This window comes from Pseudomonas veronii, from assembly GCF_001439695.1.
GTDB lineage: Bacteria > Pseudomonadota > Gammaproteobacteria > Pseudomonadales > Pseudomonadaceae > Aquipseudomonas > Aquipseudomonas veronii.
On record NZ_JYLL01000001.1, the window covers coordinates 58,476 to 74,474 of the forward strand.

14 protein-coding genes are annotated in these 15,999 nt (G+C 62.7%); 13 read left to right on the forward strand and 1 reads right to left on the reverse strand.

Annotated features, from left to right (window positions below; translation table 11 throughout):
* The first annotated feature begins 8 nt into the window (after nucleotides 1-8).
* From TU80_RS00235 to TU80_RS00245, 3 genes are all read left to right on the forward strand, one after another.
* Entirely contained in the window at nucleotides 9-1,019 is a 1,011-nt protein-coding gene (locus TU80_RS00235) for a class 1 fructose-bisphosphatase (protein ID WP_046384995.1), read from the forward strand.
* A 185-nt stretch (nucleotides 1,020-1,204) separates the two neighbouring features.
* The gene (locus TU80_RS00240) at nucleotides 1,205-1,459 is read left to right on the forward strand and encodes a hypothetical protein (protein ID WP_017849914.1); all 255 of its coding nucleotides are present in this window, start codon (nucleotides 1,205-1,207) and stop codon (nucleotides 1,457-1,459) included.
* 30 nt (nucleotides 1,460-1,489) lie between these two features.
* The gene (locus tag TU80_RS00245) at nucleotides 1,490-2,059 is read left to right on the forward strand and encodes a lipocalin family protein (RefSeq protein WP_017849913.1); all 570 of its coding nucleotides are present in this window, start codon (nucleotides 1,490-1,492) and stop codon (nucleotides 2,057-2,059) included.
* 84 nt (nucleotides 2,060-2,143) lie between these two features.
* Here TU80_RS00245 and TU80_RS00250 read toward each other — a convergent pair whose 3' ends face one another.
* On the reverse strand, nucleotides 2,144-3,508 hold the full coding sequence (locus TU80_RS00250) for a formimidoylglutamate deiminase (RefSeq protein WP_017849912.1): 1,365 nt from the start codon (nucleotides 3,506-3,508) through the stop codon (nucleotides 2,144-2,146).
* Nucleotides 3,509-3,586: 78 nt separating this feature from the next.
* Here TU80_RS00250 and hutC point away from each other — a divergent pair, with 78 nt between their 5' ends.
* From hutC to hutI, 10 genes are all read left to right on the forward strand, one after another.
* Nucleotides 3,587-4,366 carry a histidine utilization transcriptional repressor HutC gene (hutC, locus tag TU80_RS00255; protein ID WP_169850562.1) on the forward strand — a complete coding sequence of 260 codons (780 nt, stop codon included), beginning with the start codon at nucleotides 3,587-3,589 and terminating at the stop codon, nucleotides 4,364-4,366.
* The gene (locus TU80_RS00260) at nucleotides 4,363-4,923 is read left to right on the forward strand and encodes a HutD/Ves family protein (protein WP_057003613.1); all 561 of its coding nucleotides are present in this window, start codon (nucleotides 4,363-4,365) and stop codon (nucleotides 4,921-4,923) included. Before hutC ends, TU80_RS00260 begins: the two co-directional genes overlap by 4 nt.
* Nucleotides 4,924-5,345: 422 nt before the next feature.
* Nucleotides 5,346-7,031 carry a urocanate hydratase gene (hutU, locus tag TU80_RS00265; RefSeq protein ID WP_057003614.1) on the forward strand — a complete coding sequence of 562 codons (1,686 nt, stop codon included), beginning with the start codon at nucleotides 5,346-5,348 and terminating at the stop codon, nucleotides 7,029-7,031.
* A 149-nt stretch (nucleotides 7,032-7,180) separates the two neighbouring features.
* Nucleotides 7,181-8,653, forward strand: coding sequence for a purine-cytosine permease family protein (locus TU80_RS00270; protein ID WP_057003615.1), 1,473 nt, complete (start codon nucleotides 7,181-7,183; stop codon nucleotides 8,651-8,653).
* Between the two features lie 68 nt (nucleotides 8,654-8,721).
* Nucleotides 8,722-9,687, forward strand: coding sequence for an ABC transporter substrate-binding protein (locus tag TU80_RS00275; protein WP_046384991.1), 966 nt, complete (start codon nucleotides 8,722-8,724; stop codon nucleotides 9,685-9,687).
* A gap of 71 nt (nucleotides 9,688-9,758) precedes the next feature.
* Nucleotides 9,759-10,610, forward strand: a complete 852-nt coding sequence (locus tag TU80_RS00280; RefSeq protein ID WP_046384990.1) for an ABC transporter permease — start codon at nucleotides 9,759-9,761, stop codon at nucleotides 10,608-10,610.
* Entirely contained in the window at nucleotides 10,607-11,431 is an 825-nt protein-coding gene (locus TU80_RS00285; protein WP_057003616.1) for a quaternary amine ABC transporter ATP-binding protein, read from the forward strand. The genes TU80_RS00280 and TU80_RS00285 overlap by 4 nt, the downstream gene beginning before the upstream one ends.
* A 136-nt stretch (nucleotides 11,432-11,567) precedes the next feature.
* A complete protein-coding gene (locus TU80_RS00290; RefSeq protein ID WP_057003780.1) occupies nucleotides 11,568-13,091 on the forward strand; it encodes an HAL/PAL/TAL family ammonia-lyase in 1,524 nt (507 codons plus the stop codon).
* 19 nt (nucleotides 13,092-13,110) lie between these two features.
* Nucleotides 13,111-14,649: a histidine ammonia-lyase gene (gene hutH / locus TU80_RS00295; protein ID WP_017849903.1), complete on the forward strand. Its 1,539-nt coding sequence runs from the start codon at nucleotides 13,111-13,113 to the stop codon at nucleotides 14,647-14,649.
* Nucleotides 14,650-14,793: 144 nt separating this feature from the next.
* Nucleotides 14,794-15,999 carry an imidazolonepropionase gene (gene hutI / locus TU80_RS00300; protein ID WP_057003617.1) on the forward strand — a complete coding sequence of 402 codons (1,206 nt, stop codon included), beginning with the start codon at nucleotides 14,794-14,796 and terminating at the stop codon, nucleotides 15,997-15,999.

A 15,999-nucleotide genomic window follows, 5' to 3' on the forward strand; every position in this document is an offset into this window, starting at 1 on the left:
AGCCTTCCATGTCCCGCGTTACCCTGAGTCGCTATTTGATCGAGCAGACCCGCAGTAACAACACGCCTGCCGATCTGCGCTTCCTTATCGAAGTGGTGGCGCGTGCTTGCAAGGAAATCAGCCACGCCGTGTCCAAAGGCGCGCTGGGTGGCGTCCTCGGCAGCATGGGCACTGAAAACGTCCAAGGCGAAGTGCAGAAGAAACTCGACGTGATCTCCAACGAGATCCTGCTCGAAGCCAACGAATGGGGCGGTCACCTGGCCGGCATGGCGTCCGAAGAAATGGACAATGCCTATCAGATCCCGGGCAAATACCCGAAAGGCGCCTACCTGCTGGTGTTCGACCCACTGGACGGCTCGTCCAACATCGACATCAACGCCCCGGTCGGCACCATCTTCTCGGTGCTGCGTTGCCCGAACGAACACCTGAGCCAGAACGAAGCCCTGAACGAAAAGGCCTTCCTGCAGCCGGGCACCCAGCAGGTTGCCGCCGGTTATGCGATCTACGGCCCGCAGACCATGCTGGTGCTGACCTTGGGCGACGGCGTCAAAGGCTTCACCCTGGACCGCGAAATGGGCAGCTTCGTGCTGACCCACGAAGACATCTCGATTCCTGCTTCTACCCAGGAATTTGCGATCAACATGTCCAACCAGCGCCACTGGGAAGAACCGGTCAAGCGCTACGTCAGCGAGTTGATGGAAGGCGAAGAAGGCCCGTTGAAGAAAAACTTCAACATGCGCTGGGTCGCGGCGATGGTGGCTGATGTACACCGTATCCTGACCCGTGGTGGCGTGTTCATGTACCCGCGTGACAGCCGCGAGCCGTCCAAGCCGGGCAAGCTGCGCCTGATGTACGAAGCCAACCCGATGTCGTTCCTGGTTGAACAGGCGGGCGGTGTGTCCACCGACGGCCACCAGCGCATCCTCGACATCCAGCCCGAAGGCCTGCACCAGCGCGTGGCGGTGTTCCTGGGTTCGAAGGAAGAAGTCGAGCGCGTGACCGGCTATCACAAGAAGTAAGTGCGGCGAGGGAGCAAGCTCCCTCGGCACGTTCAAGACGTGAAGTCTTGAACGATGAGAAGCCCCGAAACGTTTCAGCGTTTTCGGGGCTTTTTTGTTTTCGTTTGTCGGGAACCAGACACCTGTTTTCCCTTCTAAGCTTCTGGCAGACCCCCAACCTGCCTCGTCCCTCCAGGAGTTATTCCATGTCGTTACGCCGTCTCGCTTTGCTGGCCTTTTGCGTGCTGTTGGCCGCTTGCAGCAAGGTCAATCAGGAAAATTACGCGAAGCTGTCGGCTGGCATGGCCAAGGCCGAGGTGGAGTCGTTGCTGGGTAAGCCGACCGATTGTTCCGGCGCGCTGGGTATGTCCAGCTGCACCTGGGGCGATAAAAACAGCTTTATCAGCGTTCAATATGCCGGTGACAAAGTTCTGATGTTTTCCGGGCAAGGCCTGAAGTAAACCGGGGCGAAAGCCTGCGGGAGAAGAAGAATGATGCGTTTTGTTGTGTTCCTTTGCGCCAGCCTGTTTTTGGCGGGCTGCGCCAGCCATTCTGGCGATGATCTGCAACCCAAGACCGCGGGTAACGTCAACCTCAAGCGTTACCAGGGCACCTGGTACGAATTGGCGCGATTGCCGATGTACTTCCAGCGCAACTGCGCGCAGTCCGAGGCCCGCTACACCTTGTTGCCGGATGGCGATATGTCGGTGTTCAACCGCTGTCTGACCAGCGACTGGAAGTGGGAAGAAGCCAAGGGCACCGCTACGCCGCAAGTGCCGGGCAAGACCGACAAGCTCAGGGTGGAATTCAATAACTGGTTTACCGCGCTGTTGCCGGGCGTCGCCAAGGGCGACTACTGGGTGTTGTATGTCAGCGATGATTACAAGACTGCCCTCGTCGGCAGCCCGAGCCGGCGCTATATGTGGATCTTGTCGCGCACGCCGACGGTCAGCGCCGACACCCGCGAAGACCTGCTGAGCAGGGCACGGCAGCAGGGCTATGACACCACGCGCCTGATCTGGCGCACGTCGGACAAGCAGATGGCGAAGACCTCGCAATAACTCTGGATCAGCACAAATCCAATTGTGGGAGGGGGCAAGTCGAATCGTCGCACCGCCCCTCCCACATTTGTTATCGGTTGCCTGTTAACCGAGTAACTCTCTCAAAACCTGGGTAAACGCCCGGCTGCTCTCTTCTTCAGCGGCATGCCGCCCGTCGCGCACCACCCACTTGCCGTTGACCAGCACATCACGCACCTGGCGATCGCCACCAGCGAACAGCCAGCGATTGAGAATCCCGTCTTCGGTCGCCGTCGCCAGGTACGGATCGTTTCCGTCCAGCACCAGCCAATCGGCGCGCTTGCCCACTTCCAGCCGCCCGATCGGTTGCCCCAGCGCCTGGGCGCCGCCGTCCAGTGCGGCATCGAACAGCGTGCGGCCGACCATCGGTTGGTCGTGGCGATACAAGCGATTGCGCCGCTGATCGCGCAGGCGTTGGCCGTATTCCAGCCAGCGCAGTTCTTCCACCACGCTCAGCGACACATGGCTGTCGGAACCAATACCCAGGCGCCCGCCTTGAGCGAGGAAATCCACTGCCGGAAAAATCCCGTCGCCCAGGTTGGCTTCGGTGGTCAGGCACAAACCGGCAATCGCGCGGCTGTTGGCCATGCGCGTCACTTCCTCGGGGTCGGCATGGGTGGCGTGTACCAGGCACCAGCGCTCATCGACGTCGACGTTGTCATACAGCCATTGCAGCGGGCGTTTGCCGCTCCAGGCCAGGCAGTCGTCGACTTCTTTCTGTTGCTCGGCGATGTGGATATGCACCGGGCAGGCCTTGTCGCTGGCAGCCAGCACGTCTGTGATCTGTTGCGGCGTGACGGCGCGCAGGGAGTGGAAGCACAAGCCCAGTTGCTGCGCCGGCTGTGCGGCGAGGATCGGTTTCAGGCGCGCCTGCAGCTCCAGATAATGTTCGCCGCTGTTGATAAACCGCCGCTGTCCTTCATTGGGTGCCTGGCCGCCAAACCCGGAGTGGCTGTAGAGCACCGGCAGCAATGTCAGGCCAATCCCGCTGCTGGCGGCCGCCTGGCTGATCTGCCGCGACAGTTCCGCGCGGTCGGCATATGGCTGGCCGCTGACGTCGTGGTGGACGTAATGAAATTCCGCGACCGAGGTGTAACCGGCCTTGAGCATCTCGATATACAACTGGCGCGCGATGATCTGCAGTTGCTCCGGATTGATCTTGCCGACCATGCGGTACATCAGCTCGCGCCAGGTCCAGAAGCTGTCGTTCGGGTTGCCGGCCACTTCGGCCAGGCCCGCCATGGCGCGCTGGAATGCATGGGAGTGCAGGTTCGGCATGCCCGCCAACACCGGCCCCCTGAGCCGTTCGGCACCGTCTGCGCTGGCATTGGCCGCGACGTGGGTCAGCAGGCCATCAACGCCGACTTCAAGGCGTACATCGTTGGCCCATCCATCAGGCAGCAGTGCGCGTTCGGCAAAGAAAACGGACATGTTCAGGGCACCCCGGTCGTGTGTTTATTTGTATATACATATACAGACGTTTGCCTGCTCGGTAAACTCCGGCAATCTATGCATCTTTTTCCCCTGCAAGGATTCCCCGTGCCGACTCCGCCCGCCAAGTCTTCACTGGCTGCCCACCTGGACGAAAGTCCGGCGCCCTTGTATGCCCGCGTCAAACAAATGATCAGCCAGCAGATCCTCAGCGGCAACTGGCCGCCCCATTACCGCGTGCCGTCGGAGAGTGAACTGGTCAGCCAGCTGGGTTTCAGCCGCATGACCATCAACCGCGCCCTGCGTGAACTCACCGCCGAAGGGCTGCTGGTACGCATGCAAGGCGTCGGCACGTTCGTCGCCGAGCCCAAGAGCCAGTCGGCGCTGTTTGAAGTGCATAACATTGCCGATGAGATCGCCGCCCGCGGCCATCGGCATACCTGCCAGGTCATCACCCTGGGCGAAGAGGCGGCCGGTTCCGAGCGCGCCGTCGCCCTGGAAATGCGTGAAGGCGGGCGGGTATTCCACTCGCTGATCGTTCACTTTGAAAACGATATTCCGGTGCAAATCGAAGACCGCTTCGTCAACGCCCTGGTCGCGCCGGAATACCTGCAGCAGGATTTCACCCAGCAAACCCCCTACGCCTATTTGAACCAGGTCGCACCGTTGACCGAGGGCGAGCATGTGGTCGAAGCGATCCTCGCCGATGCCGCCGAGTGCAAGTTGCTGCAGATCGAACCGAGCGAGCCGTGCCTGTTGATTCGTCGACGCACCTGGTCCGGTCGCCAGCCGGTGACCGCCGCGCGCTTGATCCACCCCGGTTCCCGTCACAGCCTGGAAGGACGCTTTAGTAAATGAGTGCAGTGACCGTCTGGCGCGCCGCCAATTACGTGCGTATGCCGTGGAAAAACGGCGGCGGCAGCACCGAAGAAATCAGCCGCGATGGCGGCCATGGCCTGGAGGGCTTTGGCTGGCGCCTGTCGATTGCCGATATCGGCGAGTCGGGCGGGTTTTCCTCCTTCGCCGGCTATCAACGCGTGATCACGGTGATCAACGGTGCGGGCATGGTCCTGACCGTGGACGGCGAGGAGCAGCGGGGGTTGTTGCCGCTGCAAGCGTTCGCGTTCAAGGGCGACAGCCAGGTGTTGTGTCGCCTGATCAGTGGGCCGATCCGCGATTTCAACCTGATCTATTCACCCCAGCGGTACCATGCGCGGTTGCAGTGGGTCGATGGGGGGCAGCGCTTTTTCAGCACCGCGCAGACGGTGCTGGTGTTCAGCGTGGCCGATGAGGTGAAGGTGCTCGGCCAGGTGTTGGGTCATCATGATTGCCTGCAGGTGGACGGTAATGCTGGTTTGCTGGATATCTCCATCACTGGCCGTTGCTGCATCATCGAACTGACTGCACGCGGTTAAAAAATGTGGGAGGGGCGGTGCGACGATTCGACTTGCCCCCGATTGCGGTGGGTCAGCTATAGATAAGCTGACTGGTCCACCGCTATCGGGGGCAAGCCCCCTCCCACATTTGTTTCTCCACTGTTCTTGCGATCTGTTTCCAGCCTTCCGCACCACTTTGTTACCGAACGCCCCAGCGTGGCGCAATACCACCCTGACGTGGCAAACCGGCCTCGCTGTAAAACCGCCCCCCGAGAAATTTCATCACGCCTCGAAGCCTTAATTTCCAAGGCTCGCGCACGCCTGTGCAAACAATCGCGTCTGCACCCCAGGAAAGTTGGCCGTTCGATTGCATATGCTTGTATGTACAAGTAAAGGTGTGTGCGTAAGAGTCGACTTCGCACGCATCCAGTTCGCGCATCGATCGCTGAGGAGTTCTGGTTGTGACCGATTTTTCTAACGCTAAGCCTACAAAATACCGAGACGTCGAAATCCGCGCCGCGCGCGGTAACACGCTCACCGCCAAAAGCTGGCTGACCGAAGCGCCGCTGCGCATGCTGATGAACAACCTTGACCCGCAAGTGGCCGAAAACCCGAAAGAGCTGGTGGTGTACGGCGGCATCGGCCGTGCGGCGCGTAACTGGGAGTGCTATGACCAGATTGTCGAGAGCCTCACCAACCTGAACGATGACGAAACCCTGCTGGTGCAGTCGGGCAAACCGGTCGGTGTGTTCAAGACCCACCGCAATGCCCCGCGTGTGCTGATCGCCAACTCCAACCTGGTGCCGCACTGGGCCAGCTGGGAACACTTCAACGAACTGGATGCCAAGGGCCTGGCCATGTACGGCCAGATGACCGCCGGCAGCTGGATCTACATCGGCAGCCAGGGCATCGTCCAGGGCACCTACGAAACCTTCGTCGAGGCCGGTCGCCAGCATTACGACAGCAACCTCAAAGGCCGTTGGGTACTGACCGCCGGCCTCGGCGGCATGGGCGGCGCGCAGCCGCTGGCCGCGACCCTGGCCGGCGCATGCTCGCTGAACATTGAATGCCAGCAGGTCAGCATCGATTTCCGCCTGAACAGCCGTTATGTCGACGAACAGGCCAGCGACCTCGACGACGCCCTGGCGCGCATCGCCAAGTACACCCAGGAAGGCAAAGCGATCTCCATCGCCCTGCTGGGCAACGCCGCCGAAATCCTGCCGGAACTGGTCAAGCGCGGCGTGCGCCCGGACATGGTCACCGACCAGACCAGCGCCCACGACCCTCTCAACGGCTACCTGCCGGCCGGCTGGACCTGGGACGAATACCGCGCCCGCGCCAAGACCGAACCGGCGGCCGTGATCAAGGCCGCCAAGCAGTCGATGGCCGTTCACGTCAAAGCGATGTTGGACTTTCAGAAACAAGGCATCCCGACCTTCGACTACGGCAACAACATCCGTCAGATGGCGCAAGAAGAGGGCGTGGAAAACGCGTTCGACTTCCCAGGCTTCGTACCGGCCTACATCCGCCCGCTGTTCTGCCGTGGCATCGGCCCGTTCCGCTGGGCCGCGCTGTCGGGCGACCCGCAAGACATCTACAAGACCGACGCTAAAGTCAAAGAGCTGATCCCCGACGACGCGCACCTGCACAACTGGCTGGACATGGCCCGCGAACGCATCAGCTTCCAGGGCCTGCCGGCGCGTATCTGCTGGGTCGGCCTGGGCCAACGCGCCAAGCTGGGCCTGGCGTTCAACGAAATGGTGCGCAGCGGTGAGCTGTCCGCGCCGGTGGTGATCGGCCGCGACCACCTCGACTCCGGCTCGGTGGCCAGCCCCAACCGCGAAACCGAATCCATGCAGGACGGCTCCGACGCCGTGTCCGACTGGCCGCTGCTCAACGCCTTGCTCAACACCGCCAGCGGCGCGACCTGGGTCTCGCTGCACCACGGCGGCGGTGTGGGCATGGGCTTCTCGCAGCACTCGGGGATGGTGATCGTCTGCGACGGCACCGACGAAGCGGCCGAGCGGATTGCCCGCGTGCTGCACAACGACCCGGCCACCGGGGTGATGCGTCACGCCGATGCGGGTTACCAGATCGCGATCGACTGCGCCAAGGAACAGGGCTTGAACCTGCCGATGATCAAGTAACGACTGGCTCGGTTTCTGTGGGAGCTGGCTTGCCTGCGATTGCATCACCGCGGTCTACCCGAAAGACCGCGTCGCCCGCATCGCAGGCACGCCAGCTCCCACAGAAGAGCAATCAGTACCCAAAACAATCCATCAGAGGTTGAACACACATGGCTGCAAATGACGCGCGTGCAAGCTCCACCCCGTTGATCGAAAGGCGTTCGATCGACTACATCCCGGAAGCGGAAAGACACGGACGTCTGTTTAGCCAGTTCACCCTATGGATGGGCGCCAACCTGCAAATCACCGCGATTGTCACCGGGGCCCTGGCCGTGGTGCTGGGCGGTGATGTGTTCTGGTCGTTGATCGGCCTGTTGATCGGCCAACTGCTCGGCGGCAGCGTCATGGCGTTGCACGCGGCGCAAGGGCCCAAGCTTGGTCTGCCGCAGATGATCTCCAGCCGGGTGCAGTTCGGGGTTTATGGCGCGGCCATCCCGATCGTGCTGGTGTGTTTGATGTACCTGGGGTTCACCGCCACCGGCACCGTGCTTTCCGGTCAGGCGCTGGGTCAGTTGTTCGGCGTCAGCGACAGCGTGGGTATCCTTGTCTTTGCCAGTGTCATCGTGCTGGTCACGGTGCTCGGCTACCGCGTGATCCACTTCATCGGCCGGGTCGCCAGCGTCATTGGTGTGATTGCCTTTGTCTACCTGTTCAGCCGTCTGATGAGCCAGGCCGACATTGGCGCGCTGCTGCAAATCCGTCACTTCAGTTGGAGCAGCTTCCTGCTCGCGGTGTCGCTCGCAGCCTCCTGGCAAATCGCCTTCGGCCCTTACGTGGCGGACTATTCGCGCTACCTGCCGAGCCAGACGTCCTCGCTGAAAACCTTCCTGGCCGCCGGCGCGGGGTCGGTGATCGGCGCACAGGTGGCGATGGTCCTCGGTGTGTTTGCCGCCGCCCTGTCCAACGGGCAATTCGCCGGTCATGAAGTGGCCTACATCGTCGGTTTGGGCGGTACGGGGGCCACCGCCGCGCTGCTGTATTTCAGCATCGCGTTCGGCAAGGTCACCATCTCCACGCTGAACTCCTACGGCAGCTTCATGTGCATTGCCACCATCATCAGCGGCTTCCGGGGGCGCCTGCAGGTCACGCGCTTGCAGCGTCTGGTTTTTGTGCTGGCCATCGTCGGTACGGCGACTCTGATCGCGTTGCTCGGCCAGCACTCGTTCCTCGGTGCGTTCAAGTCTTTCATCCTGTTCCTGCTGGCGTTCTTTACGCCCTGGAGCGCGATCAACCTGGTGGACTACTACTGCATCACCCGCGAGCGTTATGACGTGACGGCGCTGGCCGATCCGGACGGGCGCTATGGGCGTTGGAACCTGCTCGGTATCAGCGTCTATGTGTTCGGTGTGCTGGTGCAATTGCCGTTCATCTCCACCAAGTTCTACACCGGTCCGCTGGTGGCCGCCCTGGGTGATGTGGATATTTCCTGGATCATCGGTCTGATAATTCCCGCAGTTCTGTATTACGTGTGTGCGAAAAAATGGCACAGCGCCGTGCCCGATCAACTGATTCTGCCGGTCGAGCAGGACAGCGTTGTACCTGCCCCAGCCAGCGGCGCCAGTCGCTCTGCGGCGCGGGCCTGATTGGACGTGGACCGGGCAGGATGCCTCTTGACTGCCGTAAGCCAACTCATGATTAGGAGCGTCACACAATGAAATCGAACAAGACCCTGCTGACCACATTGCTGTCCATGGGCTTGCTGGCAAGCGCCGGTGCCCAGGCGGCCGGTTGGTGCGAGTCCGGTAAACCGGTGAAATTCGCCGGCCTGAACTGGGAAAGCGGCATGTTGCTCACTGACATCCTGCAAACCGTTATGGAAAAGGGCTACGACTGCAAGACCGACAGCCTGCCGGGTAATTCGATCACCATGGAAAACGCCCTGAGCAGCAATGACATTCAAGTGTTTGCCGAAGAGTGGGTCGGCCGCAGCGAGGTGTGGAACAAGGCCGAGAAGGCCGGCAAGGTCGTCGGTGTCGGCGCGCCGATTGTCGGTGCGATCGAAGGCTGGTATGTGCCGCGTTACGTGATCGAAGGCGATGCCAAGCGCAAGCTGGAAGCCAAGGCGCCGGGCCTGAAAAACATCGCCGACCTGGCCAAGTACGCCGCGGTGTTCAAGGACCAGGAAGAGCCGTCCAAAGGCCGCTTCTATAATTGCCCGGCCGGCTGGACCTGCGAGCTGGACAACAGCGCGATGCTCAAGAGCTACGGCCTGGAGAGCAGCTACACCAACTTCCGTCCTGGCACCGGCCCGGCGCTGGATGCGGCGGTGCTGTCGAGCTACAAGCGCGGCGAGCCGATCCTGTTCTACTACTGGTCGCCAACGCCGCTGATGGGCCAGGTCGACCTGGTCAAGCTGGAAGAAAAACCCGGCGTGGATAAGAGCGTGAGCATCAAGGTCGGCCTGTCCAAGACCTTCCACGAACAGGCACCGGAACTGGTGGCCGTGCTGGAAAAGGTCAACCTGCCCATCGACCTGCTGAACCAGAACCTGGGGCGCATGGCCAAGGAGCGAATCGAGTCGCCGAAACTGGCGAAACTATTCCTCAAGGAACACCCTGAAATCTGGCACGCCTGGGTGAGCGAAGACGCCGCCAAGAAAATCGACGCGGCCTTGTAGGTCATGCGCGCCCGACTACCCTGAGGGGCAGCCGGGCGCCTGGCCACAACCCACTGGATCGAGAGCACGCTATGTTTCCTGAGAGTTTTACGTTTTCCATCGCCGACTGGGTCAACGGTTGGGTGGATTCGCTGGTGACCAACTACGGCGATGTGTTCCGGCACATCTCCGACACCCTGCTATGGGCCATCGTCAACCTCGAGGGCCTGCTGCGCGCCGCGCCCTGGTGGCTGATGCTGGCCATCGTCGGCGCCGTGGCCTGGCACGCCACGCGCAAGGTGGTGACCACCGCGGTGATCGTCGGCCTGTTGTTCCTGGTGGGCGCAGTCGGCCTGTGGGACAAACTGATGCAGACGCTGGCCCTGATGCTGGTCGCTACGCTGATCTCGGTGCTGATCGGCATTCCGCTGGGCATCCTGTCGGCGCGCAGCAATCGCCTGCGTTCGGTGTTGATGCCGCTGCTCGACATCATGCAAACCATGCCCAGCTTCGTGTACCTGATCCCGGTGCTGATGCTGTTCGGCCTGGGCAAGGTGCCGGCGATTTTCGCCACGGTGATCTACGCCGCGCCGCCGCTGATCCGCCTGACCGACCTGGGGATTCGCCAGGTCGACGGCGAAGTCATGGAAGCCATCAACGCCTTCGGCGCCAATCGCTGGCAACAGCTGTTCGGCGTGCAACTGCCGCTGGCGCTGCCGAGCATCATGGCCGGCATCAACCAGACCACCATGATGGCGTTGTCGATGGTGGTGATCGCCTCGATGATCGGCGCCCGCGGCCTGGGCGAAGATGTCCTTGTCGGCATCCAGACCCTCAATGTCGGCCGCGGCCTTGAAGCCGGGCTGGCCATCGTGATTCTCGCCGTGGTCATCGACCGCATCACCCAGGCCTATGGTCGTCCACGGCATGAGGCGAGCAAATGACTACTGTCAGCAAAATCGAAGTGAAAAACGTCTTCAAGATCTTCGGCAACCGCGCCAAGGACGCGCTGGCGCTGATCGGCCAGGGCAAGACCAAGGATCAGGTGCTGGCCGAGACCGGTTGCGTGGTCGGCGTCAACGACCTGTCCCTGAGCGTCGGCACCGGCGAGATCTTTGTGATCATGGGCCTGTCGGGTTCGGGGAAATCGACCCTGGTGCGCCACTTCAATCGCCTGATCGACCCCACCAGCGGCGCGATCCTGGTGGACGGCGAAGACATCCTGCAACTGGACATGCAAGCCCTGCGCGAATTCCGTCGACACAAGATCAGCATGGTGTTCCAGAGCTTCGGCCTGTTGCCCCACAAGAACGTGCTCGACAACGTCGCCTACGGCCTGAAAGTGCGCGGCGAAACCAAGCAGGTCTGCGCCGAGCGCGCGCTGCACTGGATCGAAACCGTGGGCCTCAAAGGTTACGAAAACAAATACCCGCACCAGCTCTCCGGCGGCATGCGCCAACGGGTCGGCCTGGCCCGCGCCCTCGCGGCGGACACCGACATCATCCTGATGGACGAAGCCTTCAGCGCCCTCGACCCGCTGATCCGCGCCGAGATGCAGGACCAGTTGCTCGAACTGCAAAAGACCCTGCACAAGACCATCGTGTTCATCACTCACGACCTCGACGAGGCGGTGCGTATCGGCAACCGCATTGCGATCCTCAAGGACGGCAAGCTGATCCAGGTCGGCACGCCGCGAGAGATTTTGCATTCGCCGGCGGATGAGTATGTGGATCGGTTCGTTCAGCGGCGGGCGGCGGTGGTCTGATCCGGATTATGGGGTGGGGCTGCTGGCCTCATCGGGAGCAAGCTCCCTCCCACAGGGGGATGCATTCCAAAGGTGGGAGGGGGCTTGCTCCCGATAGGGCCAGTAAAGCTGCACAAGAACTCAAGAAGGTATGAAGATGTCCCAGGCAGCAAAAATCATCATCGCCGACACCCCCCTGCGCTGGCAGGACGTGGTCGTCGTGGCCCGCTTCGGCGCGGTGCTCGAACTCTCGGGCCAGGCCTGGGCGCGCATCGACAATGCCCAGGCCATTGTGCAGCGCATCGTCGCCAGCGGTGAGCGCGCCTACGGCGTGAACACCGGCCTGGGCGCGTTGTGCAATGTGCCGCTGGAGGGCGCGCAACTGAGCCAACTGTCGCGCAACACGCTGTTGAGCCACGCCTGTGGCGTCGGCCCGGTGCTCAGCGACGAACAGACCCGCGCGATCATCTGCGCGGCGATCATCAACTACAGCCACGGCAAATCCGGCCTGCATCCGCAGGTGGTGCATGCGCTGCTGGCGCTGCTCAACCACGGCATCACGCCGCAGGTGCCGTCCCAGGGTTCGGTGGGTTACCTGACCCATATGGCCCATGTCGGCGTGGCGTTGCTGGGGATTGGCGACGTGAGCTACCGCGGCCGGATCGTCCCGGCGCAACAGGCCCTGAGCGCAGAAGGCTTGCAGCCGGTGGTGCTCGGCGCCAAGGACGGCCTGTGCCTGGTCAACGGCACGCCGTGCATGACCGGCCTGAGCTGCCTGGCCCTGGCCGACGCCCATCAACTGTTGCAATGGGCCGACGTGATCGGCGCCATGAGTTTCGAGGCCCAGCGCGGCCAGATCGATGCCTTCGACGCCGAAATCATCGCCCTCAAACCGCACCCCGGCATGCAGCAGGTCGGTATCAACCTGCGTGCGTTGCTCGACGGCAGTGAAGTGATCGCCAGCAGCCAGGGCATCCGCACCCAGGACGCGCTGAGCATCCGCTCGATCCCGCAGATCCACGGCGCGGCGCGCGACCAGGTGGAACACGCGACCCGCCAGATCGAGACCGAACTCAACAGCGCCACCGACAACCCGCTGCTGCTCGGCACGCCGCACAGCTATCGCGTGGTGTCCCAGGCCAACCCGCACGGGCAGTCCGTGGCGCTGGCCGCTGATATGCTGGCGATTGCCATGGCCGAGATCGGCTCGGTCGCCGAACGTCGTCTGGACCGCCTGATCAACCCCCACGTCAGCGGCTTGCCGGCGTTTTTGGTGAGCGACCCGGGGGTCAACTCCGGGATGATGATCGTGCAGTACGTCGCCGCTTCCCTGTGCGCGCAGAACCGCCAGTTGGCGCAGCCGGCGGTGCTCGACAATTTCGTCACCTCGGGCCTGCAGGAAGATCACCTGAGCATGGGCACCAACGCCGCGCTCAAGCTGCACCAACTGTTGGCCAACGTTACCCAGATCCTCGCCATCGAGTACCTGCTGGCGGCCCAGGCCTTCGAGTTTCTCAAGGACCAGCGTTTCGGCGCGGGCACCGACCGCGCCTGGCGCTTGTTGCGTGAACAGGTCGCGCCTTACGCGCAAGACCGCTGGCTGGCGCCAGACATCGCGACCGCCGCCGCGTTGCTCAAGCACAGCGCTTTGCTGCAGCAGACTTTTCCCGAATTGCACTGAACAATAATTTCCAAGGAGCATGAATGTGACTGCGCTAACTCTGATTCCGGGCCAACTGAGCCTTGCCCAACTGCGGGCCATCTACCAGCAGCCGGTAACGATCAATCTGGATGACAGCGCCACTGCGCAGATCGACGCCAGTGTGGCCTGCGTGGAGCAGATTCTCGCCGAGAACCGCACCGCCTACGGCATCAACACCGGTTTCGGCCTGCTGGCCTCGACCCGCATCGCCAGCGAAGACCTGGAAAACCTCCAGCGTTCCCTGGTGCTGTCCCACGCCGCCGGCGTCGGTGAGCCGATCAGCGATGCGCTGGTGCGGCTGGTCATGGTGCTCAAGGTCAACAGCCTGAGCCGTGGGTTTTCCGGGATTCGCCGCCAGGTGATCGACGCGCTGATCGCGCTGATCAACGCCGAGGTGTACCCGCACATCCCGCTCAAAGGCTCGGTCGGTGCCTCCGGTGACTTGGCGCCCTTGGCCCATATGTCCCTGGTGCTGCTCGGCGAAGGCAAGGCGCGCTACCAAGGCGAATGGCTGGAGGCGACTGCTGCGCTGAAAATCGCCGGTCTCACCCCGCTGACCCTGGCCGCCAAGGAAGGCCTGGCGCTGCTCAACGGCACCCAGGTGTCCACGGCGTATGCGCTGCGGGGCTTGTTCGAGGGCGAGGATCTGTTCGCCGGTGCCCTCGCGTGCGGCAGCCTCACTGTGGAAGCGGTGCTGGGTTCGCGCTCGCCGTTCGATGCGCGCATTCACGCCGCGCGCGGCCAGCGTGGGCAGATCGATTCGGCGGCGGCTTACCGCGACCTGCTGGGCGAAAGCAGCCAGGTGTCGCAGTCGCACCAGAACTGCGACAAGGTGCAAGACCCTTATTCCCTGCGCTGCCAGCCACAAGTCATGGGCGCCTGCCTGACCCAGTTCCGCCAGGCCGCCGAGGTGCTGGTGATCGAGGCCAACGCGGTGTCGGATAACCCGCTGGTATTCGCCGCCGAAGGCGACGTGATCTCCGGCGGCAACTTCCACGCCGAACCGGTGGCCATGGCCGCCGACAACATGGCGCTGGCCATCGCTGAAATCGGCTCCCTGAGCGAGCGGCGTATTTCGTTGATGATGGACAAGCACATGTCGCAACTGCCGCCGTTCCTGGTGGGCAATGGCGGGGTGAACTCCGGTTTCATGATCGCCCAGGTGACCGCCGCGGCACTCGCCAGCGAAAACAAGGCACTCGCCCATCCCCATAGCGTCGACAGCCTGCCGACCTCGGCCAACCAGGAAGACCATGTGTCGATGGCTCCGGCTGCGGGCAAGCGCTTGTGGGAAATGGCTGAAAACGTTCGCGGCATCCTGGCCGTGGAATGGCTGGCGGCGTGCCAGGGCCTGGACCTGCGCGAAGGCCTGAAAACCTCGCCGAAGCTGGAAAAAGCACGCGCCACTCTGCGCGGCAAAGTGGCGTTCTACGACAAAGACCGCTTCTTCGCCCCGGACATCATCGCCGCCACTGAACTGCTCGCCAGCCGCTGCCTGAATGAACTGGTGCCGGCCAAGTTGCTGCCGAGCCTTTGAAAAACACCCCGCCCCTGTAGGAGCGAGCTTGCTCGCGAAGAACCCCCAGGCGCCGCGAGCTATCAGGTAGCACGCGTTATCGTTGAGGTTTTTCGCGAGCAAGCTCGCTCCTACAGGCAACAGCGACCACCTTGGGAGGCATTGATGAAAGTCCTTTGGCAACACTGCCACATCGCAACCATGGCTCAGGGCAATTACTCGATCATCGAGGATGCCGCCCTGGTCACTGTCGGTTCGCTGATCGAGTGGATCGGCCCGCGCAGCGAAGTGCCGGCTGCGGATTACGCCCAGGTGCATGACCTGCACGGCGCGTGGGTCACCCCCGGGCTGATCGACTGTCACACCCACACGGTGTTCGGCGGTAACCGCAGTGGTGAGTTCGAGCAACGCCTTCAAGGCGTCAGCTACGCCGACATCGCCGCCCAGGGCGGCGGTATTGCCAGCACCGTGCGCGCTACCCGCGCCGCCAGCGAGGATGAACTGTTCGAAAGCGCCCACAAGCGCCTGCGCAGTTTGCTGCGCGACGGCGTGACCACGGTGGAGATCAAATCCGGCTACGGCCTCGACCTGGCCAGCGAGCGCAAGTTGCTGCGGGTGATTCGTCGCCTCGGTGACGCGCTGCCGGTCAGTGTGCGCGCCACTTGCCTGGCCGCCCACGCCTTGCCGCCGGAGTACAAGGACCGCGCCGACGCCTACATCGATCACATCTGCGGCGAAATGCTCCCGGCCCTGGCCGCGGAAGGGCTGGTGGACGCGGTGGATGCGTTTTGCGAATACCTGGCGTTCTCGCCGGCGCAGGTGGAGCGTGTGTTCAAGGTCGCGCGGCAACTCGGCCTGCCGGTGAAGCTGCACGCCGAGCAACTGTCGTCGCTGCACGGTTCCAGCCTGGCCGCGCGTTACCAGGCGCTGTCGGCGGATCACCTGGAGTTCATGACCGAAGACGACGCCATCGCCATGGCCGCTGCCGGCACCGTCGCGGTGCTGCTGCCGGGCGCGTTCTACTTTCTGCGCGAAACCCAACTGCCGCCGATGGACGCCCTGCGCAAGCACGGCGTGAAGATCGCCATCGCCAGCGACCTCAACCCTGGTACTTCACCGGCCTTGTCGGTGCGCCTGATGCTGAACATGGCCTGCACGCTGTTTCGCATGACCCCGGAAGAGGCCCTGGCCGGCGCCACCCAACATGCCGCCACTGCGCTGGGCATGGGCGATACCCATGGCTCGCTGGAAGTGGGCAAGGTCGCCGACTTTGTCGCCTGGCAGATCGATCGTCCCGCCGACCTGGCCTACTGGCTGGGCGGCGAGCTTGAAAAACGCGTCGTGCGCCACGGCGTCGATGTCACTGTTTAA

Excerpts from the sequence above, each read along its gene's own strand:
- TU80_RS00290 (WP_057003780.1), top strand. The coding sequence starts at position 11,568 with ATGTCCCAGGCAGCAAAAATCATCATCGCCGACACCCCCCTGCGCTGG.
- TU80_RS00280 (WP_046384990.1), top strand. The coding sequence starts at position 9,759 with ATGTTTCCTGAGAGTTTTACGTTTTCCATCGCCGACTGGGTCAACGGT.
- hutC (WP_169850562.1), top strand. The coding sequence starts at position 3,587 with ATGCATCTTTTTCCCCTGCAAGGATTCCCCGTGCCGACTCCGCCCGCC.
- TU80_RS00235 (WP_046384995.1), top strand. The coding sequence starts at position 9 with ATGTCCCGCGTTACCCTGAGTCGCTATTTGATCGAGCAGACCCGCAGT.
- hutH (WP_017849903.1), top strand. The coding sequence starts at position 13,111 with ATGAATGTGACTGCGCTAACTCTGATTCCGGGCCAACTGAGCCTTGCC.
- TU80_RS00245 (WP_017849913.1), top strand. The coding sequence starts at position 1,490 with ATGATGCGTTTTGTTGTGTTCCTTTGCGCCAGCCTGTTTTTGGCGGGC.
- TU80_RS00240 (WP_017849914.1), top strand. The coding sequence starts at position 1,205 with ATGTCGTTACGCCGTCTCGCTTTGCTGGCCTTTTGCGTGCTGTTGGCC.
- TU80_RS00285 (WP_057003616.1), top strand. The coding sequence starts at position 10,607 with ATGACTACTGTCAGCAAAATCGAAGTGAAAAACGTCTTCAAGATCTTC.
- TU80_RS00270 (WP_057003615.1), top strand. The coding sequence starts at position 7,181 with ATGGCTGCAAATGACGCGCGTGCAAGCTCCACCCCGTTGATCGAAAGG.
- TU80_RS00260 (WP_057003613.1), top strand. The coding sequence starts at position 4,363 with ATGAGTGCAGTGACCGTCTGGCGCGCCGCCAATTACGTGCGTATGCCG.
- TU80_RS00275 (WP_046384991.1), top strand. The coding sequence starts at position 8,722 with ATGAAATCGAACAAGACCCTGCTGACCACATTGCTGTCCATGGGCTTG.
- hutI (WP_057003617.1), top strand. The coding sequence starts at position 14,794 with ATGAAAGTCCTTTGGCAACACTGCCACATCGCAACCATGGCTCAGGGC.
- TU80_RS00250 (WP_017849912.1), bottom strand. The coding sequence starts at position 3,508 with ATGTCCGTTTTCTTTGCCGAACGCGCACTGCTGCCTGATGGATGGGCC.